General features: G+C 70.3%; 18 protein-coding genes. 6 read left to right on the plus strand and 12 right to left on the minus strand.

The features are described 5' to 3' along the window. Nucleotides 1–15: 15 nt before the first annotated feature. Both BDK92_RS36515 and BDK92_RS36520 read right to left on the minus strand, forming a co-directional pair. Nucleotides 16–1,071, minus strand: a complete 1,056-nt coding sequence (locus BDK92_RS36515; protein ID WP_147457260.1) for a hypothetical protein — start codon at nt 1,069–1,071, stop codon at nt 16–18. Between the two features lie 181 nt (nt 1,072–1,252). Continuing rightward, nucleotides 1,253–3,991, minus strand: a complete 2,739-nt coding sequence (locus BDK92_RS36520) for an ATP-binding protein (RefSeq protein ID WP_121160858.1) — start codon at nt 3,989–3,991, stop codon at nt 1,253–1,255. Between the two features lie 58 nt (nt 3,992–4,049). Here BDK92_RS36520 and BDK92_RS36525 point away from each other — a divergent pair, with 58 nt between their 5' ends. Beyond that, nucleotides 4,050–4,724 (plus strand): dihydrofolate reductase family protein, encoded by a 675-nt coding sequence (locus tag BDK92_RS36525; RefSeq protein ID WP_211349495.1) that lies wholly within the window; start codon nt 4,050–4,052, stop codon nt 4,722–4,724. A gap of 66 nt (nt 4,725–4,790) precedes the next feature. Then, nucleotides 4,791–5,150, plus strand: a complete 360-nt coding sequence (locus BDK92_RS36530; RefSeq protein WP_211349496.1) for a DUF1801 domain-containing protein — start codon at nt 4,791–4,793, stop codon at nt 5,148–5,150. A gap of 218 nt (nt 5,151–5,368) precedes the next feature. Here the strand turns inward: BDK92_RS36530 and BDK92_RS36535 are convergent, their stop codons facing one another. Genes BDK92_RS36535 through BDK92_RS36550 form a run of 4 tightly spaced genes read right to left on the minus strand, consistent with a single transcriptional unit; the run spans nt 5,369 to nt 15,280 of the window. Continuing rightward, complete coding sequence (locus BDK92_RS36535; protein WP_170208825.1) at nt 5,369–5,959, minus strand: phage tail protein; 591 nt, start codon at nt 5,957–5,959, stop codon at nt 5,369–5,371. After that, on the minus strand, nt 5,956–6,573 hold the full coding sequence (locus BDK92_RS36540) for a phage tail protein (RefSeq protein ID WP_211349497.1): 618 nt from the start codon (nt 6,571–6,573) through the stop codon (nt 5,956–5,958). The genes BDK92_RS36535 and BDK92_RS36540 overlap by 4 nt, the downstream gene beginning before the upstream one ends. A 9-nt stretch (nt 6,574–6,582) precedes the next feature. After that, nucleotides 6,583–7,146 carry a phage tail protein gene (locus BDK92_RS36545; RefSeq protein WP_121160865.1) on the minus strand — a complete coding sequence of 188 codons (564 nt, stop codon included), beginning with the start codon at nt 7,144–7,146 and terminating at the stop codon, nt 6,583–6,585. A 31-nt stretch (nt 7,147–7,177) separates the two neighbouring features. Continuing rightward, nucleotides 7,178–15,280 carry an RHS repeat-associated core domain-containing protein gene (locus BDK92_RS36550; protein WP_121160867.1) on the minus strand — a complete coding sequence of 2,701 codons (8,103 nt, stop codon included), beginning with the start codon at nt 15,278–15,280 and terminating at the stop codon, nt 7,178–7,180. Nucleotides 15,281–15,664: 384 nt separating this feature from the next. Here BDK92_RS36550 and BDK92_RS36555 point away from each other — a divergent pair, with 384 nt between their 5' ends. Both BDK92_RS36555 and BDK92_RS36560 read left to right on the plus strand, forming a co-directional pair. Beyond that, nucleotides 15,665–16,138 carry a carboxymuconolactone decarboxylase family protein gene (locus tag BDK92_RS36555; RefSeq protein ID WP_121160869.1) on the plus strand — a complete coding sequence of 158 codons (474 nt, stop codon included), beginning with the start codon at nt 15,665–15,667 and terminating at the stop codon, nt 16,136–16,138. Nucleotides 16,139–16,290: 152 nt separating this feature from the next. Continuing rightward, the gene (locus BDK92_RS36560) at nt 16,291–17,214 is read left to right on the plus strand and encodes an RNA polymerase sigma-70 factor (protein ID WP_121160871.1); all 924 of its coding nucleotides are present in this window, start codon (nt 16,291–16,293) and stop codon (nt 17,212–17,214) included. 63 nt (nt 17,215–17,277) lie between these two features. Here the strand turns inward: BDK92_RS36560 and chrA are convergent, their stop codons facing one another. From chrA to BDK92_RS36580, 4 genes are all read right to left on the minus strand, one after another. Then, the gene (gene chrA / locus BDK92_RS36565) at nt 17,278–18,669 is read right to left on the minus strand and encodes a chromate efflux transporter (RefSeq protein WP_121160873.1); all 1,392 of its coding nucleotides are present in this window, start codon (nt 18,667–18,669) and stop codon (nt 17,278–17,280) included. 122 nt (nt 18,670–18,791) lie between these two features. Next, on the minus strand, nt 18,792–19,223 hold the full coding sequence (locus BDK92_RS36570) for a chromate resistance protein ChrB domain-containing protein (RefSeq protein WP_121160875.1): 432 nt from the start codon (nt 19,221–19,223) through the stop codon (nt 18,792–18,794). Further along, entirely contained in the window at nt 19,220–19,723 is a 504-nt protein-coding gene (locus tag BDK92_RS36575) for a Chromate resistance protein ChrB (RefSeq protein WP_121160877.1), read from the minus strand. The genes BDK92_RS36570 and BDK92_RS36575 overlap by 4 nt, the downstream gene beginning before the upstream one ends. A 53-nt stretch (nt 19,724–19,776) precedes the next feature. Continuing rightward, entirely contained in the window at nt 19,777–20,940 is a 1,164-nt protein-coding gene (locus BDK92_RS36580) for a cation diffusion facilitator family transporter (RefSeq protein ID WP_121160879.1), read from the minus strand. Between the two features lie 73 nt (nt 20,941–21,013). Here BDK92_RS36580 and BDK92_RS36585 point away from each other — a divergent pair, with 73 nt between their 5' ends. Further along, nucleotides 21,014–21,412 (plus strand): ArsR/SmtB family transcription factor, encoded by a 399-nt coding sequence (locus tag BDK92_RS36585; RefSeq protein ID WP_121160881.1) that lies wholly within the window; start codon nt 21,014–21,016, stop codon nt 21,410–21,412. Nucleotides 21,413–21,448: 36 nt separating this feature from the next. Here the strand turns inward: BDK92_RS36585 and BDK92_RS36590 are convergent, their stop codons facing one another. Then, complete coding sequence (locus tag BDK92_RS36590; RefSeq protein WP_121160883.1) at nt 21,449–22,528, minus strand: HupE/UreJ family protein; 1,080 nt, start codon at nt 22,526–22,528, stop codon at nt 21,449–21,451. A 403-nt stretch (nt 22,529–22,931) separates the two neighbouring features. Between BDK92_RS36590 and BDK92_RS36595 the strand changes: the two genes are divergently transcribed. After that, nucleotides 22,932–24,128 (plus strand): cytochrome P450, encoded by a 1,197-nt coding sequence (locus tag BDK92_RS36595; RefSeq protein WP_246017431.1) that lies wholly within the window; start codon nt 22,932–22,934, stop codon nt 24,126–24,128. A 15-nt stretch (nt 24,129–24,143) separates the two neighbouring features. Here BDK92_RS36595 and BDK92_RS36600 read toward each other — a convergent pair whose 3' ends face one another. Then, nucleotides 24,144–25,325 (minus strand): glycosyltransferase, encoded by a 1,182-nt coding sequence (locus tag BDK92_RS36600; protein ID WP_121160887.1) that lies wholly within the window; start codon nt 25,323–25,325, stop codon nt 24,144–24,146. Between the last annotated feature and the right edge of the window lie 49 nt (nt 25,326–25,374).

The following is a 25,374-nucleotide window of genomic DNA, read 5'->3' on the forward strand; positions in this document are numbered from 1 at the left end:
GTCGTCTCCTCGTCGTCACGGTCGTAGGCGTACATCGAGAGTGGTGAGCAGCGACTCGATGGCCGCCGATGCGGGCGGTTCCACCACGTCGCTGATCCGGCCGGGCAACGCCGCACCGCCGGCGGAGACCCCGGCGAGCACGGCCGCGGAGACCGACTCGTCGGCGGTACGGAAGCCGTGCTCGGCAGCGAGCCGGACAAGCCCGGCATCGGTGTTCAGGAGGCGGCCGACCTCGCCTCCCGGACCGGTGAACGCGACCAGGGTGTGGACACTGCGTACGGTCGGCGAGAGGTACAGCAGGGTGCCGTTGCGGGGTAGGAGCCCGGTCCGGATCGCCTCGACGTACTGGGCCTCGTACGCGAGCACCAGCGGCGCGAAGTCCAGGGCCTGGGTCAGGTATTTCTGGAACGGGTCCTCGGTGGACCGTTCCAGGCCGCCCTGATCGGCGAAGAGCCGGACCACCTGGTCGACGACGGAACCGTTGTCGCCGAGTTGCCGGGCCGCCAGCCAGGCGTAGCTCGCGGCGGAGCTGGAGTCACTCGGATGAGTGGTACTGAGCAGGATGTCACGCCGGGCCGGGTAGACGACGTTGCCGGGAAGCTGGTCCCAGCGCACGTCGCGGCGCGCTAGGTCGAGGAACTTCGCCAGGTCGAGCACCTGGTGACCCTCGGCTGCCCGGTGTACGACGCCCTGGGTGGCGAGCAGGTCGACGATCGGGGTGAAGGTCGCGACCGCGAGCGGCGAGGCGAACGGGGCGTACGAGTCGACGGCCGGGCGGACCTGGCGTATTCGCTCGGCTGCCTGCTCGCTGCCGGGGAAGGCGAAGTCGTACCGTCCCAGTGGCACGGTCGTCGACATCTCGCCTGAGCCGCGCGGGTCGACGTCCACCCGGAGTCCGTGCCGGGCAAAGACGTTCTGCACCCGAGGGTCCGAGAAAAACGATGACTTCTCCGACCCGACCACACCGTGGATCGTGGTCGGTCGTTCGGGTACGGCAAGGTGATATCCGATCCCGGCCCCGACAGCGGCGAGGATGACGATCGCGATCACGAAGATCCAGGGGCGCCTCACCGGCCGATGGTGGGAGTGGATCGCGTCCAGGACGGGGTATGGGCGGTGAACGGCTGGCGAACGTTGACTGTCGGGTTCGACCGCCGCCGTGTTCACCGAACTGGCCCACGCGAACTGACCGCAGACCCGAAACGGGTCCGCCATGTCCCTTGTCCGAACGCAACAGCGCCCGCTCATCCACTCATTGAGCCGAGACCTCGACCCCGAGGGCGGCGAGGTCTCGCCGGCCTTCGGCGGCACGGTGGGGTAACAGCAGGAGCGTGCAGGCTCGTTCGAACCGGGCGCCGATGCGCTCCCATCCCGCCACAGAGGCGGTGAGGGCGGCGGCGTCGCCATACAGGCGGCCTCGGGCGCGGGCGGTGCAGGCGGTGGCCCACGCGTTCTCGTGCCGCTCGGCGGCCGATAGCAGGTCCGGTGCGTCGGGGAGTTCGGCGATGACGGCCAGCTCAGCGCCGACCGCCCTCGAGTAGGGCGGGGACCAGCTGCGGATGCCGTTGAACGTCAGGCGGACGAGCGCGGCGGCGTCCTCGACCCGCCCGGTGTGTACGGCGAGCCGCGCGTCGACCATCGACACGAACGTGGAGTGCGGGGGTAGCTCCCCGATGACCTCGATCGCGCGGGAACGCCACAGCGCGCACCCCTCGTCGTCGCCGCGTAGTCCGTGGACCAGGGCGACCGCCGCCATCGGCGGCGACATCGTGCCGGTGCGCGGACGGCCGGCCCGCCGCCAGCCCTCCCACGCGGTGCCCGCCATCCGCAGCGCCTCGTCGAAGCGTCCGCTGAGCACCAGCGGCGTGATCAGGAGGGCGGCCGAGTAGTAGGAACTGCCGGCGAGGTCGTCGTCCAGGGTCCGCTGGCCGATCGACAGGGCGGCCGGCAGGTCACCGACGCCGAGGGCGGCCAGGTGGGCCATCCGGTACGTGTCGACGATCTCCGGGGCGGCGTTCGGGTCGTGCCGGGACATCGCGGGCAGCAGGGCCAACCGTTCGTCCGTGATCCGGCGAACGTCCGTGCCCCGCCCCGCCACGATGTCGGCGGTGGCCACCGCGTCCAGTGCCGCGCTGATCAGCACCGGATCGCCGCTGGCCCGGGCGGCTGCCACGGCGGCCTCGGCGAGCGCCGGGTCGGCCTCGTACCTGTCGGAGGTCGCAGCCCAGGCCGCCGCCTCGGCGAGGCGGGCCGCCACCACGGCGTCGCTCGACCCGGCGGCAGCCGACGCCGCCTCGTCGAGGAGGTCACGCAGGCGCTCGTACGGAACCTCGGCGGCGAACCCCGCCGGGTGCCGCCGCGCGGTGGTGACCGCCTGCGCCAGCGCGATGGCCGTGGCCCCACGATCCCCGGCCACCCGGGCCCGCTGCGCGGCGGCGAGCAGCAGGTCGAAGGGCCGCTGACCGTCGTCGCCGATCGCATGCGAGACGGCGGAGGCCGCGTACAGGTCCGCCGCGGCCTCGGCCGGAGCGGGGGCCCGCTCGGCGGCGGTCCGGTAGTGGCCGAGCGATTCGATCAGGAACCGCCGTGTGTAGGCGAGGTGTGCCAGTGCCTGGGCCAGCCGGTGCGGCAGCTCATCCGGGCCTTCGGGGGCGACGGCGAGGGCGGCTCTCAGATCGTCGGCGACGCCGTCGAACTGTTCGTACCACTCGTCGCCGTCCAGCCGCGTCTCCAGTTCGGTGGCGACGTCCGCCGCCCAGCGCAGGTGCCGGTCCTGGATCTCCGGCCGCTCGCCGGAGGCGTCCAGCTGTTCGATGGCGAACGCGCGCACCGTCTGCAGCAGTCGCCACCGGGCCGCTCCACCCGAGCGGTGCACGCTGACCAGGCTCTTGTCCGCCAGCCTGCCGAGCACGTCGGCAACCGCACCGCGGGTGGTCCCGGCCGGGCTCACCCCGGCGACGGCGGCGAGGTCGAACGCCCCGGCGAAGACGGCGAGCCGCCGGAACAGTGCCTGTTCCTCGTCATCGAGCAGGTCGTGGCTCCAGCCGATGACCGCGCGCAGCGAGCGGTGCCGCTCGTCCACACCCCTACCGCCGGCCACCAGCCGTAGCTGGTCGTCGAGCGCGGCCAACAACCCGTTCTCGCCCAGGGTGGCACTGCGGGCCGCGGCCAACTCGATCGCCAGCGGCATACCGTCCAGTCGCGCGCACAGCTTCGCGACCACTGCGGGGTCCGCCGCGAATCCGGGGTCCGCGGCGGTAGCGCGGTCGACGAAGAGTCGCTCGGCGTCGGACTCCAGCGGCAGCGGGCCCAGCGGTACGGCACGCTCACCCCGTACGCCGAGGCGTTCCCTGCTGGTGGCCAGGATGCGCGTGCCCGGGCAGGCGGCCAGCACCCGCTCCGCGAACGGTGCCACCACGTCGATCACGTGCTCGCAGTTGTCCAGCACCAGCAGCGATCGGCCCTCCCCGAGCCGCTCCACCACGGCGTCCTCCAGCGACTGCTGGGGGCGCTCGCTGACGCCGAGCGTGGCGGCCACCGCCTGTGCGACGTACCCGCCGCGGGCCGGAACGAGATCGACGAAGGCGCCGCCGGAGGGGAAAGAAGGCCCCGCCGCCGCGGCGATCTGGCCTGCCAGCCGCGTCTTGCCCACCCCGCCCGGTCCCACCACGGTCACCAGCCGGGCGCCGCGCAGCGTCTCCATCAGATACTCGCGCTCCGCGTTTCTGCCGATGAAGGTGGTGAGCGTCGATGGCAGGCCGGCCAGCCGTCCAGGTACCGGCGCCCCCGCCTGCACCTGTACGGCGAGCTCGCCGAGGGCCCTCCGGTCGGCGACGCCGTACTTGCGCAGCAGCGAGGAGACGTGATTCTCCACGGTCCGCACGGAGATGTGCAGCCTGCCGGCGATGTCCGCGTTGGACAGGCGCGCGCCCAGCATGACGAGCACCTCGATTTCCCGCTTCGACGCTCCGGCGGGATGCGTGACATCCATCGCGCCATCATGCCCGATCGTGGATCAGTGGTGCGTAGTCGAATGAGTGGTGGAATGCGTGATCGCCACCGATGCCCGTCCCGCCCCCCGTGCGGCAGGCTCGACCTGGGTTCACCGAAACCACTTGGGAGACATCATGGGACGCGTTGTTTTGTCCATATTCACCACTGCCGACGGGGTCGTCGACGATCCGCAGCGGTTCACGTTCCAGTTTGTCAGCGAGGACTCCATGCGGACCGGGCTGGCGCAGCTGCAGGCCGCCGACGCGCTGCTGCTCGGCCGGGTCACCTATGAGGGGTTTGCCGCGTCCTGGCCGAACATGACCGACGAGGCGGGCTTCGCCGACAAGATGAACAGCATGCCCAAGTACGTCGTCTCGACGACGCTGGACCGGGCCCAGTGGAACAACACCACCGTCATCAGCGAGAACGTTGCCGAGACGATCACCAAGCTGAAGGCCGAGGTGAATGGCGACATCCTGATTTACGGCAGCGTCGCACTGGTCAGGTGGCTGCTGCGCAACGAACTCGTCGACGAACTGCGCCTGGTCACCTACCCCGTCGTGATGGGCGGTGGCGTGCGCCTCTTCGAGGAGCCGGGCGAGCCGGGGGTGCTCCGGCTGGTCGGCGCGCAGGCGTTCGACTCGGGTGTGGTCGTGCTGACCTACGCTCCCACCGGGGACAAGCTCGTCGGGTGGGGGCAGGAGCCCGGGGCCCCGGTCGGTGAAGGGTGAGAGCGAGGCGGCCCCGATCCTCGGCTACGACACGTTCTGTAGACCCATGCTTCTCAACGAGCAGCGATGAAGGAGAAGACCGTGAACGACGATGTCACCCAGTACATCAACAAGACGCAGCCGTGGCAGATCGACGTATGTGAGAAACTACGTGTGATGATCGACCAAACCATTCCAGGTGTTGAGGAACGGCTTCAGTACGGCAAGCCGCACTACCTCAAGAACGGCCACTACGCTGCCGTCATTGCGGTAGCCAAGTCCAAGGTCTCGTTCATGGTCTTCAACGCGACGGACATCCCTGAGGTCAAGGGATTCCTCCGGGCAATGGGCAACGGTGAACGCAAAACTGTCGACATCAAAGAAGGGCAAGAAGTCGACTTCGGCGCGCTCGCCAGCATCCTGGGAAAGACCACGGCCGCCCTGTAGGTGCCAGCGTGTCTGCCGTCACCACAAGGCCATTGGCCGGTGACACCTCCCCAACTTCGATCTCAACGGGATCGAAGTTGGGGAAGGACCCGCCGGCCCGCCGCGATCAACAAGGTAGTGATCCGCACTTGCCCGATCCGGTTGGTGCTCCGATGGTGCTCGGACGTCGGGATACTGCGACGAACGCACTCGGAGGCGTAATTCCCGGCGCGGATCCGTCAGGCCCGGTACCGAATGATGAAGTTGACGTACGCGTTGCCGGGGCGTGTCTCGGCGTCGCCGCCCTCGTCGACGGTGTGGTGGTGGTTGCCGCCGGAGTTGGACTCCACATCGTCGTCGTTCCAGATGCTGCGGTAGCTGCCGATCACCGCCCGCGCCGAATACCCCTGGGGGGTGCGGGCCTGGTGGCTGTGGTTGCCAGCGGAGTCCAGCGCGAAGGCGGTCTGTGGTCGGGCGGTGGCGTGGCCCTGCCGCGACCCGCACCGGTTGCCGGACGCGCCGCCCGGTGCCGGTTCGGTCCGGCTTCCCGCGTCCGGGTCGCGTCCGGTGTGGTCGTCCACCCCGCGCAGGAGGTAACCCCGGTAGTCGGGCAGGGTGAACGTGCTGGTGCCGTCGCCGCCGCCGTGCAGGGTTCCGATGACCGCGAACAGATCCGGATAGTCACTGCGACTGATCATCCGCCCGTTGCAGTACATCCAGCCCTGCTCCTCCAGGAAGTTCTCGTCGATCGGCGCACCGGTCGCGTACGGCACGACGGTGCCCACCACGAAGTGACCGCGCGGCACCAGCGGCAGCGACATGTCGCTCATCGGTTCCCCCTCGACGATCCGCTGCCGTAATAGATCAGGTAGTTGAGGTAGGCGTTGACCGGGGTGCTGTCCAGGTCCCCTCCAGTGATCGTGTGGCTGTGTTTGCCGTCGCGCGAGGTTTCCGCGGTTTCCTTGTTCCATCGGGCGTAGTGGTCCGACGGCCCCTTGGCGTGTGAGTAGTCGACCGGCACGTTCGGCACCCAGTGCTTGTGCTCGCCCGTCCAGTTGCTGCTGAGCTGGGCGCCGGCCGGACGCGCGGTGGCCTTCGGCTGGACCGAGCCGACCCGGTCGCCGGTGAGACCGCCGGGGTTCGACGCGGTCCGGCTCCCCGAGTCCGGGTCGTTGCCGGTGCCATCGTCGACGCCACGGTGGAACCGACCGCGGTAGTCGGGCAGGTTGAACGTGTTGGTGCCGTCCCCGCTGCCGTGGATGTCACCGATCACCCGGTACAGGCGGTCGTAGGTGGCACGGGACACGGCGCTGCCGTCGCACAGCAGCCAGCCGTCCGGGGGAGGTGAGTTCCCCGACACGACGCCGCCGTAACCGACGACCGAGCCGATGAGCACCCCGTCGTCGAGGCCCTCAGCGGGCCGGCCCTGTTGGACACCGTTCATGGTCATCCCTCACTGGCTGTATTTGATGATGAAATACACGTATTTGTTGATCGGCCTGGTCTCCGCGTCGCCGCCGTCGGTCACGGTGTGGCCGTGCGCGCCGGCGTCCCTGATCTGTCTCGTGTTGTCCGGCCAGATTCCGTAGTGGCTGCCCTCGGTCGCCAGCCCTTCGTTCTCCGTCGGCAGGTGCGCTACGTCGTGGGCGTGTTCACCGTCGTCGGCCGCCTTGAACGTGGTGGCCGGCAGTGAGGTGTAGTAGCCCTGCAGCGAGCCGGGATTGTTGCCGGCGAGTCCGCCGGGGGCCGACGGTGTGCGCGCCTCAACGTACGGGTCCCGACCCGCGCCGAGGTCGACGCCACGGGTGAAGCGGCCCCGCAGGTCGGGTAGGCGGAAGCTGTTGTGGCCGGCGCCGTAGTTGCCGCCGATCGCGGCGTACAGGGCGGGGTGGTCGGTCTGGCGCAGCTCGGCGCCGTCGCAGTAGAGCCAGCCCTGCTCGTCGAGCCAGATCAGGTCGACGTTGCCGGCGAAGGCGACGATGGTGCCGACCGGCACCGGTGACGGTTCATCTGTCATTGGTCCTCCATACGGGTTGCCGGTCTGCTGCTCAGATCGCCGACCAGCGGGTGCCGACAAGCGACATCCAGAAGTCCGTCGTGGCGGGCGTGCGTGCCCACAGCGGCGAGTGGACGTCGGCTTTGCGTAGCACGCTCTGGACGTACGTGGTGCAGTTGTTGGTGAGGTAGGAGTACGGGGGGATTTGCGGTTCCACCGCCGCGCTGTCGGCAATCATCGCCAGGGCGTAGTCCTCGGCCCTGCCGGCGTTCTCGGCCGGCACCCCGATCCTTCGCCACGTACCGGCCAGAAGATCTCCGGCTTTGTAGACCCCAGCCTCCGTCCCGCGCGGGTGGAGCAGCTCGCTCAGCTCGGGCGCTTTGCCGGGTCGCTGCGTCGCGACCCTGAGGTGTCCCCAGATCATGGTCGGCCGCTTCTTGTTCGCCCGGACGAACAGCTCTCCCCTCGCGTCCGCTGGCGTGCGGCGTCCGGCGCGCAGCGTCAGGCTCGTGCGCAGCATCGGACCTCGGCCGAGCACGCCACCGACGACGCCGCCCGCCGCACCGCCCACCGCTCCCAGCCCGGCCGCGAGGCCACCGCCTTCGAGGAAGTCGCCACCGTGGTAGGCGTTGAGCGACCCGTTGCTGACGAACCCGTCGAGCGCACCGAGTCCCACCCCGATGAACGTCTCGATACCCAGTGCCATCCCCACTCCGATGGGCAGCGCCGCGGCGACGAACCCGAGTCCGGCCGCGGCCATGCCGAAGGCGGCACCCAGGCCGACCGAGATGCCCCACTCCGTCTTGTCAAAGGGCCGGTTGGAGTAGTCGGCATGGCCGAACCCGTAGGCGGCGCTGGCGATTCCGGCGCCGATGAGTCCACCACCGACCACCCCGGCGAGGATCACGAGCGGGGCGGCGGCGCCGGCTGTCAGCACGGTGAGCGCCACGCCTCCCAGGAAAGCCGCGACGCCGCCGACGATCGCCCCGAACGCCGGCCAGGAGAACGCCCCGCTGGGGTCGTACCGGTTGACCGGATCGCAGCCGGCGTACAGGTACGGGCTCGGGTACTGGGCGGCGGGGTCGGTGCTCAGGAACCGTCCGGTGCCTGGGTCGTAGACGCGCTGCGGAAACAGGTACAGGCCGGTGACCGGGTCGCGTTCGACACCGGTGAACAGGTACGGGTACCTGCTGGTGGCGCCACGGTCCAACGGCGTGCCCAGAAAGCCGCCGTACGGCAGGTAACTGAAGGCGCCAGCGAGCCCGGCTGCGTCATAGAGGCCGCGGGTGGAGCCGAGCCGGCCACGAAGGACGTAGAGGGTGCCGGCGGGGGACCAGACGGCGATGGTGCCGCCCGGCCCCGGGATCAGATAGCCGACCCGCTGCTCGCCTGCGGTGTCGACGTGGTGCAGGGCGAGTGGTGCGGTGTTCGTGCCGGGCAGGTAGAGCCGCTGACCGTCGGGACCGGCCCGGAACAGCAGCGTGCCCTCGGCGTCGCGCTCCAGTCGTAGCTGCCCGGCGGCGCCGCGCAGACTCTCGGGAAGCCCGGAGATCGGCCCGTAGCGCAGGTCCCGGACGCCTGCCGGCGGCGCCTCGGTGACCTGCCCGTCGGGGTCGTAGACCAGCGGATCGTGCTCGACGCCGTCGTCGACGACCAACAGCCGGTTGGTGCCGTCGCGGTAGCGGAACCGCTGCCCGGCCGCGCCGACAGTACGTGCCGTCACGTTGCCGTTGGCGTCGTAGGTCAGCCCGCTGACGCCGTACTCCTCGTCGACGCTGTTCTCCGCCACGGTGAGCCGGCCCAGGCAGTCGTAGCCGTACCGGTAGTGGAAGTCGGCCACGAACCCGTCCTGGGTCACTCCGGTGAAGCGGCTGGTGACGCGGGCTGCCCGGCCGTCGTGGTAGCCGGCGTCGTCGTGGCCGCCGCTGGTGTAGTCGGTGGTTTCGGTGAGGTAGCGGTCGCTGACCGAGGCCAGCCAGCCGGGCGGGGTGTACTGGTAGGTGCGGCTGAGCTCCGCGGGGTCGCCGGGCGCCAGCACCTCGCGGACCAGGGCCCCACTCCCGTGGTAGGCGAAGCGTGCCAGTTCGGTGGTTTGCCCGTCGTGTTCGCCGGTGACCGCCACGATCTCGTTGAAGCCGTCGGCTGCGAGTCGGGCGGTGAAGGCGTCCGCCGCGAGTTGGGCGTCGTAGGTGACGTCGGTGACCGCGCCGGTGGCGTCGTAGCCGAATGCCACCGTGTGTGGTGCCCCGTCGGCATAGGCGGCGAGGCTGACGGTGCGGGAGGAGACCAGGCCGAGGTCGTTGTAGGCGTACGTGGTGCGGGTGACGGGCGTGTCGCCGACGGCGGGGCCGGAGCAGGTCTGCCAGAGCCGACCGTACAACTGCGGGTTGCCGCCGTCGCCGTCGTAGCGGTAACGGGTCAGCCAGGTGCCCGGTGCTGGCAGCCAGGTCGGGTCGTCGGCGTGGCGTTGCAACTCCTGCCGGTTCCACACGACGGCGCAGGTGCCCGTCTCGATCAGCCGGCCGAGATTGTCGTAGCGCCGGTAGCACAGGCATCCCTGCGCGGCGTTGCGTGGGCTCTGGCTGAACCGCAGCCGCCCCAAGGTGTCGTATACGTAGTAGGCGGTGCCGTCGAGGTCGGGTCCGCTGATCGCGACCGGGTTGCCGAGAAAGTCGTAGTCGGTGTGCTCGACGAAGTTGTCCCGGTCGCTCACCCGCGCGTCGACCACGTTCGGCTGCTGGCGGCGGACCAGGTTGCCGTACGGGTCGTAGAAGTTCCGGACCAGGGAGAAGGTGCCCGCCGCGCCGGCCAGGTCGCCGCCGACCGCTGCCACGGACCGGCCGAGCCGGTCGGTCCAGGTGCTCGCCGTACGCCCGTCCGGGTCGACACTGACGGTCACCTGGTACTGGCCGGCAGGCAGGTCGGACAGGAGTGGTTCGCAGGTGTTGACCCGGTATTCGGTACGGGTGGTGTGCCGTTGCCCGACCGGTTCGCGGGTGTCGACGGCGAACGCCCTCCCCGGCAGCCCCGCCTCGACCGGACGCCCCAGTGGGGAGGCCTCGAAGACGGTCCGGGAGAACGGGTACCCCTCATCGTCGGGGTAGGCGCGGGTCAGTTCACAGTCGCCCATCGCACCCGTCCGCGGATCGAGCGACGTGACCAGCCCCGGCCGATAGCCGACCGGCTCGCCGTCGAGCTCGACCGCCTTGGTGGAGAAGATCTCCCGTCCCGTCTGGTCGTAGCCGGTCGCGGAGACCCGGATACGGGTGTCGGCGACGCGTTGCAGCTCTCGGGGGCGACCGGCGTTGTCGGTCCAGGAGACGCCGACCAGCGGATCGGTGCCGACCGCGATCCAGCGCAGGGCCAGGGCGCCGTCGGCGGCGAGTTCCACCGGCCCGGAGAAGCCGTCCTCGTTGATGTGCTGGAGCGTGAGTCCGCCGTCGACCCACCACAGCACGCGGTGGGGCCAGACGAGCAGCAGCAGGTCCGTCCCGGCCGGGCCGGTGGACGAGGTGACCTGGCCGCCGTCCGGTTGATGCAGTGACCAGCACCGCTGCGCCCAACGGACCGACCAGCCCCCGCCGAACGACAACCGAGGCGTCGTTGCCGAGTCGGCGGCGAGGCCGAACCGGATCGCGTGGCTGCCCGTGAGCGGCTCGCGCAGGGTCAGCGTGCCGGTGTCGGCTCCTTCGTGGCAGAGCCGGCCCGGGGTCTGTCGCCAACCGGCGCTCGGCTGCCACCGCGCCTGCCACTGCCCGCCCTGACGGAAGTCGGTGTAGCTGCCCGGCTGCCGGAAGGCGACCATCAGCGAGCCGTTGGGGCGGGCGGGGTCGAAGCTGTCGCGCTCGCGGCGCCAGAACTGGTCGGCGGACATCGCCAGCGGCGATCCGTCCGGGCCGATCTCGACGACCGGGCGACCCAGCAGGTCGTAGGCGATGCGGCGGGAGTCGCCGAGCAGGTCCACGGTGCCGCGCAACTCCTGGCCGTCGCTGGAGTACACCGAGGCGCGCAGGCTGGCCTGGACCGGTGCGAACGCGACGTCGTCGACCAGCAGGTAGTGCCGGTCCTGCCGGCTGGTGAGGGTGGCCGTGAGCGACCGGATCTCGCCCACACCGAGTGCCTGTGGGTCGATGAGCTGGTGCAGCCAGCGCCACTGCTCGTCGGTCGCGGGGATGGCCAGCACGATCGACGCGCTGCCGCCCTGCGTCCCGACGACGGTGATCCGCCAGGCGGCCAGCTCCTGGTCGCGGACGAATCCCGGCCCGGTGCAGACCCAGCAGGACAATTGGTAGTTGCGGTCGCCCCGGGCCGGGGCGAAGGTGTTGGTGATGCCGACCGCGGTGGTGGGATTGCCCGGGATGGCCAACCGCCGCGATCCGGCGTGGGCCGGGCCCTCGGTGATGTAGTCCGCCGGGTCCAGTCCGGTGGGGGTGAGGGTCCAGCCGCCGGGCTGTTCGTACTCCTCGAATCCGTAGTAGCTCGCCTCGCCTGCGCGCGGGTCGGCGTTGGCGACGGTGGCGACCGCGAAGCGGCGCCCGCGGTCGTAGGCGAGCGCGGCGATGTGGTCGCCCGCGTCCAGTGCGGCCAGGGGTTGGGCCCGGTCGGTGACGGCGAGCACCTGGCGGACCCGCAGCCATCCCGGGCCGGGGTCCGCGTCCGCGGCCCAGGCCGGGAAGTCGGGGACGCCGACGCCCAGCCACTGGTACGCCCGGTCGGCGGACCACGGGCCGCAGGTGTCGGAGTACGTGGTGACCGCGCTGTCGGTGACCAGGTCCTCGGTGAGGTCGGTGGAGGTGACCTGGCTGACCGGCACGAGACAGTTGCGCTGGCGCAGTTGCGGGTACGCCTGCCAGGCGTACGTGGTGTCGCGGCGCAGCCGGCGCCGTACCCCGGTGTCGTCGACGTTCTCGACGAGTTCGCGGCAGAGCTGCCCGGCGGAGTTGTACTCGTAGTCGGTGACGTCGGTCAGCCAGCCGTAGACGGTCAACCGCCCCGGATCCGCGACGACCTGGTAACCGGTGCCGGTGGCGTCGGTCAGAGCCCACCGTCGTCCCGGCGACTCCACCGCCACCGTGACCGGGTCGCCCAGCGGCAGCCCGGCGGTGGCGAACCGGTCCCGCAGTACGCCCGGCACCGTCTGCCGGTCGAGGTCGCCGGCCGCGTCGGCGGGGGCCGGCGGGAGTTCCACGGCGAGAAGCTGCGCGGCGGTGGCCTCGCTCTTGCGTCGCGACCGGGTGTAGGCGCCGGCGATGCGCTGGTCGCTGTTGCCGCTGGTGTACGTGTAGGGATAGCTGAGACTCTCCTGCACCTGCCGGCCCTGTGCGTCGAAGCCACGGACGCGGAACAGCTGCCCGTTGAGCTGGCTGAAGTAGCCACGGGCGTTGCTGTACTCGTCGGAGACGGGATAGACCACCCCGGGCACGCTCGGGCTCAGCCCGTTGAAGAAGACCCGCTCGACCCGACCGGCCCCGCCGTCGCCCGGCGTGGCGCAGACCGTCACGAACTGGGTTACCAGTCCGTACGGGTCGTAGGTGGCGGTCGCCAGGTCGTAGTCCACGGTGGTGTGCTGCTGGTCGTACCCGGTGTCGGTGGTGACCTTGACGACGGGGTGGGCCGCCAGCCGGGTGGCCACGGCCGTGTCGACCACCCGGTAGAGGGTCAGGGCGGTCGACTTGTCGAAGTCGGTGCCACGGTAGGTGACGAAGGTGGCGGGGCCGGTGAGGATCTGCCCGGGCTGTGGGTCGGTGACCACCACCCGTTCGTCGGCCAGCGTGGCGGCGTCCCGCACCGTCGCGTCGGCGAGGGTCAGTACGTGGGTCGTGCCGGCCCGGTCCTGGTAGGTCAGGTACGCCGGGGCCTGGTTACGCAGGGTGGTCAGGTCCGCGTCGGCCGGGAGGGTGTATGCGGTGGTCCAGGCGCCGTCGGGGGTGCGTCGCAGTAGGTCGCGACCGGCGGTGCGCCAGCCCTCGGCCAGCGTGGGCGGCGCGGCTCCGGCGCCGCTGGCCCGTTTTGGTGTGCCCCAGGCGTTGCGGTAGGGGTCGTACTCGTAGAGGTCGGCGGCCCACTGGCCGTTGTCCTGCATTGTGGTGGCGTAGGCGGTGTCGGCGGCGTAGGCGTAGCTGTAGCGGGGCCCGGTGACCGGCCGGGCGGCGGTCACCTGCTGCCAGCGCGCCCCGTCGAAGCGGAACAGGTGCTGGCCGTTGCCGACCGTGGCGCCGTTGACCACCGCGAACCCCACGGGGTTGCGTGCCGCCAGCGGCTGGCTGCCGTCGGCCCTCACGACCGGGCCGAAGGTGTACGTCGTGGACCAGGTGAGCAGTCGGGTGGCGTACCGGACGGTTTGCGCGCCCTGGTCGATCGCGGTGACGAAGCCCAGCGCGGCGAAGGACGGCCCGGCGGCGAGCATCCGGTCGGGGCGGGTGGTGTCCCAGTCGACGTCCACGTTCTCGGTGGTCGTGTCGCCGCGCCGCCAGCGGCCGTCGGCGTCGGCGCGGTAGATCCCGGTGCTGAGGGTGCGGCCGGTGGTGGCGTAGCTGGTGGCCACGCAGAAGTTGACGCCGCTGGCGAGGCTGACCTGGGTCACGCCGGCAAGGCTGAAGGCGTGCTCCGTCCAGCGCCGGGCGATCAGGTCCCAGCTGATGATTTTCAGTTGGCCGGCGGCGGCGTCGGCGACCGCGACGAACCCGGCACCGACGCTCACCGCGGGATCGGTCATCGGCTTGGCGAGGTTGACCTGGTACGGGGTGCGTTGCCACTGGCCGAACCGGAACTCGTCGGCGCGTACCAGGTTGACCGTGTACTGCCCGGCGCGCGCGTCGCGGTACCAGACGGCGAAGAAGCCGTCTCCGGTCAACACCCGCAGGGTGCCCGGGACGGCGGCCCACTCGCGCGTCTCCTGCTGGCTGGACCAGCTCCCGTTCCACGAGTACACCCCGGTGGTCACCTGGCCGGCGGTCGGGTTCTCCCAGGTGATCACCGTGTACGTCGGGCCGTGCCAGACCCGTGGTGTCCAGCCGGCGCCGGGGCTGGTGACCGGCACCCGCAGTCTGGTGTTGGGCAGTTCGGCGGTGGCGTATTCGAACGTCGTCCGGGCGCCCTGCGGGGTGAGCACCCCGCGTAGCGTGCCGGGGTTCGGCGCGTCGGCACCGTGGTAGTCGAAGCGCAGTTCCGGCACGGACGCGCCGCTCGCCACCGTCTGCCCCACCGCCACCAGATACCGCTTGGTGTACGCGTCACCGGGCGTCCCGGAGACGTTGCACAGCTCGTAGCTCAGCTCGGTGGTCAGCATCAGGGTGCCGGTGGCGTCCCGGACGACGATCTGGTGGAGGTAGTGGTCGTCCAGCCGGTACTGGTAGGCGTTGCCGCCGCCGTGCGGTGGGATCCGGGGCGCCGGTGTCTCGTACGGGTCCTTGCGCAGATAACAGAAGTCGACCGTGCGCCCGAAGACATCGATTATCCGACGCAGCCGGCAGGAGCGGGTGTAGCGAGCGTCGGCGCCGGCCCCGATCGTCACGTCCTCGACGTCGTACTCGAACGACATCGTGTCGCCGGCCATCGATTGGACCGTGCACAGATTCCAGGCGACCGGGAAACTCGCGCCACCAGCGAGCGTGGACGGCCCGATCCAGTTTCCCCACCGCACGCCGCGCTGCACACTACCCAGCCCATAGGTGTACGTGCTGCCGTCATCGCGGACGACCTCCCAGTACTCGCACTCCGGCCGGGCGGCGTCGGGGAAGTACCTGATCTTCCAGAACTGGTGGTCACGGAGTTGGAAGAGCTGCGCGGCCCCGTCGACGCCCACCCGAACGAGCTGTCTCGGCGATCCGCCGGTGACCAGGTAGAACACGTCGTCGACGTTGGTGCCGCTGGTCTGCGACTCGACCATGATCCGTTCGTACGGCATCGACCAGCCCACGCCGAGCAGGTCGGTCGGCTCGGTCAGGTTTGACCGGTTCACCATCCGGTGCACGCCGCTGCTGTAGAACGCGGTCACGGTCACGTCCAGCCCGCCGCGCCCGCCGAGCGCGACAAGGTCGAGTGGGATGTTCACCTCGCCGCGAAACATGTTCACCACATTGGCGACATCGCTGCCCACGAGCAGCTGCGAGATCCGTACCCCAGGGGCGGCCGCAGCCTGCGTAGTACCCGCCATTGCCACCCCCCGCCGGTCGGTTGTCACCGCGCGGTTGCGTCGGCTGCCGAGTACCAGCCTTGACGCGCCATCGGCTCAGCGCCGAGAGATAGGAGAAAATGGGGCTTTTGGAGGACTATGGTCCCCCGTCCGGATGGTTACCCACCCCTGACGACCTGACCAGGATCCGAGTCATCCTCGCTGTGTTCGCGGCCCGGCGTCTTCGGGTCGGTGTGCCAGCGCACGCAGGTCCGCGCACCTGATCTTGGCGACCGTGCCGCCACCGGTCGACACCTGCACCGCGCCGACGGCTGGGAGACGCAGGTCACGTTCGTCCATGTCACAGGGGGTCGGGCTACCCCGTCTCAGGGGGTGTAACCACTGACGACCACAGAGGAGTACATCATGGACGCCCGACTGAACTACTTCGCCGACCCGACCGCCGGCAAGGTGCTCAAGTACTTCATGGCGGCGGGCAAGGCGCTCAAGGACTCGCCGCTGCCGGCCGCCACGCAGGAGCTGGTGGCGCTTCGCGTGAGTCAGATCAACGGCTGCGCCGTCTGCATCGACATGCACACCAAAGACGCCGCCGCTGCCGGCGAGACCTCGGTGCGGCTGAACCTGGTCGCGGCTTGGCGGGAGGCCACGGTCTTCACCGAGGCCGAGCGTGCCGCGTTGGAGCTGGCGGAGGAGGGGACCCGGGTCGCGGATGCGGCCGGTGGGGTCAGCGACGAGGTGTGGGCGTACGCCGCCAAGCACTACGACGAGGAGCAGCTCACCGCCCTGGTGATCCTGGTCTCCTTCATGAACGCGGCGAACCGGCTGAACATCATCAGCCGGCAGCCGGCCGGCGACTACGAGCCCGGGCAGTTCCACTGAGCATCAGCAACTGGCCCGGGGTCCGGCTACGGGCTCCGGGCCCTCGGGCTCGGGGCGTTACTCTGGCCCGCTCGTGATCCGGCTGATCACCAGGAAATGTCTGCGCTGGCGAGTACGGCCGGGTGGGCGGGCATCAAGGGGAGGGGTTCGGCGTGGGCAAGGTCGAGGAGTTCGAGGACCTGCGGCCGCTGCTGTTTTCGATCGCCTATCGGATTCTGGGCAGTGTGGCCGAGGCCGAGGACGCGGTGCAGGAGACATGGCTGCGGTTTGACGGCTCGGCGACCCGGCCCACGTCAACCAAGGCTTTTCTGTCGGCCGCGGTGACGCGGATCTCGATCGATGTACTGCGCTCCGCGCGGACGCGGCGGGAGCAGTACGTGGGCCCATGGTTTCCCGAGCCGCTGTTGAGCGATCCGTATCAGGATCCGGCGCGGTCGGTGGAGCTGGCCGACTCGGTGTCGATGGCGGCGCTACTGCTGCTGGAGCGGCTCAGCCCGCTGGAGCGGGCGGTGTTCGTGCTGCGGGACGTGTTCGCCCTAGGGTTCGACGAGATCGCCACGGCGGTGGGGCGTTCGGAGTCGGCATGCCGGCAGCTGCTGGTACGGGCGCGGCGGCATATGGCGGCCGAGCGGCCGCGATTCGAAGCGGACCGCCAGGAACGGCAGAAGCTGGCGACGCGGTTCTTCGACGCGTTGAAAGACGGCAATGTGCGCGGGCTGCAGGATCTGCTGGCCGCTGATGTGCAGCTGGTCGGGGACGGCGGCGGCAAGGCCCCGCAGCTGGCCAAGGCCGTCATGGGCGCGGAGAACGTGGCCCGGGTGCTGGGCAGGGTCTTCCCCTGGCTGGTCCGGATCGATGTGTCGTTCGAGCCGCACGACGTCAACGGCCAGCCCGGCGCGATCTTCCGCGACCGGGACGGCAAGGTGCTGCAGATCCTGGCCCTCGATGTGCTCGACGGGCAGATTCAGACCATCCGCACGGTGATCAATCCCGACAAGATCGCCCACATCGGGCCGGTCGCCGACGCCTGGGCCATCGACCGCGAGGTGAAGCAGGCCCGTCGGCAGCCGAACTGACCTCGGGAGTGGTGGGCAACGGCATCCGGCGTACGCCTTCCGCCGCATACAACTGGGGATGGATCAGCTGACAGGGAGCCCGGCCAGACCGGCGGTGAGACCCAGTGCCGCGCTGATGCCGAGGGTCCGCAGTACGGACCACTTGAAACGGAAGATGAGCATGGCGGCGATGGAGGCGATGGTCAGTGGTATCCACCGGGCGGTGCCGAGGTCAGGTAGTTCGAGGTGCAGTGGCCCTGCGGTGATCGTGTGGTTGGTGGCGAAGAGGGTGTGGGTGGCGAAGTAGAGGCCGAGGTTGGCGATGACACCGACGACGGCGGCGGTGACGCCGGTGAGCGCGGCGGAGAGGGTGTGGTTTCCGCGCAGGTGTTCGACGTAGGGGGCGCCGAGGAGGATGAACAGGAAGCAGGGTACGAAGGTGACCCAGGTGGTGAGCAGTGATCCGACGACGCCGGCCATCCAGGGGTCGAGGTTGCCAGGGTGATGGTAGGCGCCGAGGAAGGCGACGAACTGGAGGACCATGATCAGTGGTCCGGGGGTGCTTTCGGCGAGGGCGAGGCCGCGGACCATGTCTGGGGCGGTGAGCCAGCCGTAGTCCTCGACGGCGCGTTGGGCGACGTAGGCGAGGACGGCGTAGGCGCCGCCGAAGGTGACGACGGCGGTGCCGGAGAAGAACAGCCCTTGTTGGGTGTAGACGCTGCCGACGCCGGTGGTCGCGGCGACCAGGGCGACGGGTGCGAACCAGGCGATGAGCCCGATGGGCAGGATGGTGGCCGCGCGGCGGGTGGTGGGCTTGTCGTGGTGCAGTGCGTCGTCGGAGATCAGTGGGGCGCGCCCGTCGTCGGTCTTGTCGCCGTGCCCGCCGGAGGTGACGAGCTGGGGTCGCCAGTGGTGCAGCGCCCAGGCGGTGAGTGCGGCGGCGGCGATGACGATGGGGAACGGTACGCCGAAGACGGCGAGGGCGATGAACGCGGTGACGGCGAAGCCGACCAGGACCGGGTTGACGAGCGCGCGGGTGCCGACGCGCCAGACGGCTTGGGCGACGATGGCCACGATGGCGGGGGCGAGTCCGGCGAACAGGGCTGTCACCACGCTGGTGTCGCCGTAGCCGACGTAGACGGCGGACAGGGCGAGGAGTGCGACGAGGCCGGGTAGGACGAACAGGGTGCCGGCGATGATGCCGCCGCGGATGCCGTTGAGGAGCCAGCCGACGTAGATGGCAAGTTGTTGTGCTTCGGGGCCGGGGAGCAGCATGCAGTAGTTCAGGGCGTGGAGGAAGCGGCGTTGGCCGATCCAGCGGCGTTCGTCGACGAGGTGGCGTTGCATGACGGCGATCTGTCCGGCTGGGCCGCCGAAGGTTTGCAGGGAGATCGCGAACCATGCCTTGGTGGCCTGGCCGAGGGGCACGACATCGCGGGTCGCCGAAGGCTCTACCGAGGGCTCGGTGGTCGTCACGACAGTTCTCCATCCCGGGCGGCGGTGGTCGACAGACGCGCCCCGCAGCGGCAGGCGCAGCCGCCCGGGTGGCGGCCGGGCATCGCGGGGGAGAAGTGCGGGCGCGGGGGAGAAGGGGTGGGTCAGGCCGGTGTTCTGCCCAGCAGTAGGGCGCGGTGGTGGTATTCGTAGAGACCGTCGAACAGCGGGCCGGTGAGCTGGAGCACGCGGGGGTCGTCGCAGATCATGGACAGGCCGCGTAGGACCACGTCGAGACCGGGCGCTTCCGGGGCGTCGTAGCGCCCGTCGTCGATGTCGGCCTCGTGGATGATCTCGGCGAGCCGCCACAATACGGGGTCGGCGAGGTCATGGCGGCGCAGGATCGTCTCGAAGGTGCAGTCTGCGCCGTGGTGGGACAGGTCGACGCCGCGCATGTCAAAGGGTGTGGCGTCGGCGGGTACCTCGGCCGGGTCGGCGACGAACACGAACTCGGCGTCGGGGTCGATGTGGCGGCGGATGAGCCAGGCGCACGCGGCGCGGTCGATGTGAATCCCCGCGCGGGTAGCCCACCTCATGACGCACCGCCGGGGACAGGTGTCGCGGCTGGTGTCGCGGCGGTGAGGTCGAGGACCGCTTGTTGGGCGAGGTCGCGCTGCGGTGGTGGGAAGAAGTCCCGGCGGGTGATCCGGCGCAGCTCCCCGCGCAGGCGGCGTACTGCGGCGGCGCGGGCGGTCCCGGCGAGGTGCGCCGAGGCGCTGGCCTCGGCGGTGATCTTCGCGTACTCGACCGCGCGGGCTGCCGCCATCTGTGCGGCGAGGTCCCGTTCGGCGGCGACTGATGCCGGTCGGGCCAGCCACACACTCGCGCTGCCCTGTGCTGCTAGGACGTCGTCGGCGACCCAGTCCAGTTGTTCGCGGGTGCGGGCGTCGGCGGGCAGGCCGACCAGACCGTCACCGATCTGTGCGACGCCGAGTTGTTTGAGCTTGCGCCAGATGGCGATCCGGGGCGTGGACGGCTCGCGTGGTACCCGGTAGGCCAGCAGCACCCACTCACCCGGTCCCTGCGTCACGACCATCACCCCTAGATTGATGCAACCGCGACTACTGTAACCGTGGTTGCATCAATGGTCTAGTGACTGTGCGGCCGGGAGGGTTCCGAACCGAAGGGCCGCGCGCGGCGGTGGTGGGACAGGTCGGCGTGGTGATGATCGCCGGGGTGGCTCGCCGGGTCGGTGTGGACGGTGGCGGTGGTGAGCCGGGGAACGGCGTGCGTGAGTTGGTGCTCGGCGTCGGCGGCGATCTCGTGCGCTGACACCAGGCTGAGGTTGGCGTCGAGGACGAGGACGGCTTCGGCGTGAAGCCGGTGGCCGATCCACCGCATCCGTACGGCGCTGACGTCCTGGACTCCGGGGATGGTTCGCAGAGTCGTCTCGGCTTGGTCGACCAGGGTCGGGTCGACGGCGTCCATCAGGCGCCGGTAAACCTCTCTGGCGGCGTCCTTGAGGACGAAGGCGATGGCGACGGTGATGGCGAGCCCGACGACCGGGTCCGCCCAGGCCCATCCCGCCCAGGCTCCGGCGGCGGCGGCGACCACGGCCAGGGAGGTGAACCCGTCGGTACGGGCGTGCAGTCCGTCGGCGACCAGGGCGGCGGATCCGATGCGCCGGCCGACCCGGATGCGGTAGCGGGCGACGAGTTCGTTGCCGGCGAAGCCCAGCACCCCGGCGGCGGCGACGTAGGGCAGGTGACTGATCCCGGACGGGTTCGTCAGCCGGTCGATGGCGGTCCACCCGGCGGCGACCGCCGAACCGGCGATGACCACGACGATGACGATGCCGGCCAGGTCTTCGGCCCGTCCGTAGCCGTAGGTGTAGGCGCGGGTCGCCGCCCGCCGTCCAATCAGGAACGCGATCCCCAGCGGTACGGCGGTCAACGCGTCGGCGACGTTGTGCAGGGTGTCGCCGAGCAGTGCCACCGACCCGGACAGCACGACGATGACCGCTTGCGCGGCGGCGGTGAGCCCGAGGGCGAGCAACGAGATCCACAGCGCCCGCAGTCCCTCCCGGGACGACTCCAGGGCCGGATCGACCTTGTCTGCCGAGTCGTGCGAATGCGGTACGAGTCGGTGCCGTAAACCGTGCCACCACCCGCCGCCGCCAGTGTGGCCCGTATCGTGATCATGGTGATGTCCGTGGTCGGTCCGGCCCTCGTGCCCGTGGTGTGGGTGGTTCTCGTGCCCGTGGTGTGGGTGGTTCTCGTGTCCGTGGTCGTGGTCGTTCTGGTGTCCGGACACGTCAGATTCCCCTCGTCGCCAGGTTGGCGCGGCCCCGTTTGGGGTTGACCGCCGCCCGCCATATTATGTGCTCATGTACGCACGCGACAACGTTGCAGATGCCGGTGACGGGCAACAGCAACTTCCCGGTGACGAGTTGATCGACGTCGCGACCGCTGCGTTGCGCATGCTCGGTGAGGCCACCCGGCTGCGGTTGATGTGGTTGCTCTGCCACGACGAGTACGACGTCACCGCGCTGACCGAGGCGGTGGGGGTGGCCCGCCCGGCGGTGTCGCAACACCTCGGCAAGCTGCGACTTTCTGGCCTGGTAACGACCCGCCGCGACGGTCGACGGGTCCTCTACGCCGCCCGAGGTGAACACGTGCGCCGCCTGGTGATCGAGACCGTGTACGCCGCCGAGCACCAACTTTCCGCTGCTCCGGGGCACCACGTACAACGGGCGGTCGACCAGCCCGGTACAGAGAACCGGTGACAGAGACGGCCACCCGTACCCGGGCCGGAGGGTTCGCTAGTCGACCGGACGGGAGCGGGGATCGGCGAACCACGCCTTCTTGAACTCGATCAGCGCGGGTACGTCGAAGTCCTGACACACCACCGTCTGGTAGGCGTTCACCGCTTTGAGGGTTTCGGTCTGTTGCGCGTCGGCCCCGCCGACGACACGACTGCCCTCCGCGCCGGTGACGAACTCCCGCAGCTGCGTCAGCTGGTCGGCCGGCATCGTCGGCTGGTAGTGCACGACCACGTACCCGTCACCCAGGACGTGCCCGAAGTCGGCCACAGGGGCGTCCTCGTCGGGCTCGTAGAAGTCCTTTTTCGGATGCCCCCCGTAGCCCTGGTAGGTCTCCGTCCGCTCCCGCACCTGACAACTACCGAGCGCGGCCGTCGGGGCGGGCGTGTCGTCCTCGCCGCCGACCACGGCACCCACGACCAGGATCGAAGCGGTGACCAGCCCGGCCGCGACGAGCCCGACGTTTGTGAACCGGGGCGCCTTGGCCCAGGTGATGTAGCCGCGAAGAACGTCACCGATCATGAACATGGCCACGACCGCCAGGAGCTGCCCGAGCTCGACCCCGACGTTGAAGGCCAGGACACGGGGGATGAGCCCGTCACTCGGTAGTCCGAGGTCCTGCAGCCGGGTGGACAGCCCCAAGCCGTGAATCAGGCCGAACCCGAGGACGACGACGGCGAACCATCGCCAACGTTGCGGGCGTCCGATGAAGCCCACCACGCCGACGAAGACGACGCTCAACGCGATGACGACGTCAACGAGGACGGCGTTGATCCGCCACTCGGCCAGGGTGGCGATGATCAGGGTGGTGCTGTGCCCCAGCGCGAACAGGGAGATCAGCTTCGCCGCCCGTTTCACCTGCCCGGCCAACAACACGACACCGCCGACGAACAGCAGGTGGTCCCAGCCGAACAGCATGTGCGTGAAGCCCAGCCAGACGAAATCGGCGACTGTCTCACCGCCGCCGCCGATACCGTGTGCGGACGCCGGCTGCGCCACGCCGCCGACAAGGGCCGCGAAGACCGCGCCGACAACGACGCATCTGCGCACCAGAACGGGCAGGCCACCCCTACCGGACATCAACGTCTCTCCTCACACGGGGCTCTTCCGAGGAGACGGCCCGCGTGTCATCGTCATCGAGTCCACCGTGCAGGAACCGTCCGATCTTGTAGTCGTCGAAAGCCGCCGCTGAGTTCCCCAACTTTCGATCCCTGGTGTCGCCGCCCCATCACCTCACCCCGTACGCTCGCCGCCACCGCCGACTCACCGCGTCGGCGGTGGCGGCTACGGTCGGCGCGGTGAGCGCCCCGGACGGCAGCAGCACCAGGACCAGCAGCTACCACTCGCCGCTGCCCAGACCGAGTCAGGCGCCGGGGGAGAGAAAAGCGGTCGTCGCGGACCATCCACACGCGACGATCACTGTCGTATGCTGTGCCCGTGCGAGGTGCCGTACCGTGCACATGCCACCGAGGTGGGTGACCGATTGACCACGGACGACACGCTGCGGCCGTACCCCTTCGAGGTTTTTCGCGGCGAGCTGCCCCCCGAGCTGCTGCAGATGGTGACGGATCGACCGGTGAGCCGGGTCCGACTGCCCGATGGTCGGCCCACCTGGCTGGTACTCGGTTACGACGAGGTCTGCACGGTGCTCGCCGACGCCGACTTCACCCGGCACGCGGGGCAGGTCGAGGCCGAGGAGCCGGTCGGAGCCGCCAGTGGCTGCCCGGTCCAGCCGAAGGTGCGCGAGCTGGGCATGAACGGCCAGGCACACACCTCGCTGCGCCGCCTCGCCTCCCGCGCTTTCACCGCCCGGCGGATCGAGGCCTACCGGCCACGGGTCCAGCAGATCGCCGATGACCTCCTCGACGCGATGGAGGCCGCCGGCCCGCCGACCGACCTCATCGGCGGACTGGTGGCGCCGCTACCAGCGCTGGTCGTCTACGAGGTCCTCGGGGTGCCGAGCACCGACGTGGACAGGTTCAACGCCTGGGTCGCCGACATCAACTCGATCACCGCATACGGCTCGCCCGACGCGGCGCGATCGGTCGCGGATCTGCGCGCGTACCTGGCCGAGCAGTTGGAACGGAAGCGGACCGAACCCGGCGACGACCTGCTCTCGGCCTGGCTGGCCGCGCAGGACGGCGACGAACTCAGCGACGAGGAGATCATCGGCCTGGCCGTGGCGGTGCTCATCGGTGGCCGCGAGATCAACTCGATCAGCGCCGGGATGCGGGCACTGTTCCAGCACCCGGAGCAGTTGGAGCGGTTGCGGGCCGATCCGGCGCTGATCGGCCCGGCGGTCGAGGAGATCCTGCGCTACACCTCGGTGAGCCCGATGTTCCTGGTGCAGACCGCCGTGCGGGACGTGACGCTCGCCGGGGTCGAGATCTGTGCCCGTGACGCGGTGATGGCCGTGCCGTGGGCGGCCAACCGTGACACCGCCGCGTTCGAGCGGGCCGACGAGTTCGACATCACCCGCCCGGTCAACCCGCATCTCACGTTCGGCTACGGTCCGCACTTCTGCCTCGGCGCCGCACTCGGCCGCCTCGAGGTGGAGATCGCCATCGGCTCGCTGCTGCGCCGGTTCCCGAACCTGGCGCCGGCGGTTCCGGTCGACAAGATCCCGTGGCGTCCGGAGCGCATCAACTGCGGCATCTCGGAGTTCCCCGTCACCTGGTGAGTGACCGGCTCGGCGTCACCGGGTGAGCGACCCGGTCAACACCGTCTCCACCGCCTCGGCCGCGCGGACCGCGCCGTCGCCCGCCGGTGGTGGTTGCGGTGCCGGCGGGCGCTCCAGGGCCGCGCGCACCTCCTCCGCCACGGCCGTGGGCGTCCACCGTCCGTGCGCCAGCGCCCGTCCGAGGCCCGATGCCGCGAGCCGGGCGGCGTTGTCCGGCCGGTCCATTCCGTCGGCCAGCAACACCTGGGGGGTACGGGCGGCCAGCGCCCGCGCGACCGTACCGATGCCGCCGTGGTGGACAACGGCGGCGACCCGCGACACCAGTGCCCGGAACGGCAGGTGGGCGAACCAGTGGGTGCCGGGCGGCAGCACCTCGGGCACCAGGTCCCGGTGACGGACCACAAGCAGCGCCGGGTGGCGCAACTGCGCCAGCGCCCGCGTCGCACTCCGGTAGAAGTCGGGCTGCAACAGGCGACCGGTGCCGCCGGTCACCAGCAGCGGCGGGGTGTCCGCCCGCAGCAGCTTCTCGGCCTGCGGCGGCAGCCGTACCGGCTGGTCGTCGTCGCCGAGCACGAAACCGGTCAGCAGCGTGCCGGGCGGTGCCGGATCACCCGCCCGGTCGAACCACTCCGGCCACAGCCCGACGTACGCGTCGGCCGACCACATCCAGGCCGTCCAGTCGCGTACCGGACCCAGGTCGTGTACGGCACGCGCGGCGTCGATCCGGTCGGCGAGCACCTGGTCGTACAGCCAGGCGACGCCCGGCAGCTTCATCAGCTGGAACGGCGACTGTGCCAGGCACACGACCGGGGCGCCGGTCACCTCCCCGGCGATGAGCACCGACTGCGCCGTCAGGGGCGCACCGACGAGCACGGTGGCGCCCGGCCGGTGCCGGCGGATCAGCTCCGCGCACTCGAAACGGAGCTGGTCGGCCAGGCCGGTACGGTCGAAGTGCTCGCGGAAGTCGCTGATGTCCTGCGAGTGCTGCTGTACGGCGGCGTCGGCCAGATGAGCCTCGTACTGAGCGAGCGTGTCCACGGCGACGAACTGCACACCGGCGGCCCGTACCGCGCTTTGGTAGTAGGCGTGGGTCAGGATCGTCACGTCGTGGCCACGGGCGAGCAGTTGCCGTCCGACCGCGACGAACGGCAGCACGTCACCGTCGGTGCCGTGCACCACCATCAGTACCAGGGCCACGACCGTCTACGCCGTTCAGTGGTTCTCGACGGCGTCAACGCCGTGGATC

The sequence above is a fragment of the Micromonospora pisi genome (assembly GCF_003633685.1).
In the GTDB taxonomy this organism is placed as follows: Bacteria; Actinomycetota; Actinomycetes; order Mycobacteriales; family Micromonosporaceae; genus Micromonospora_G; species Micromonospora_G pisi.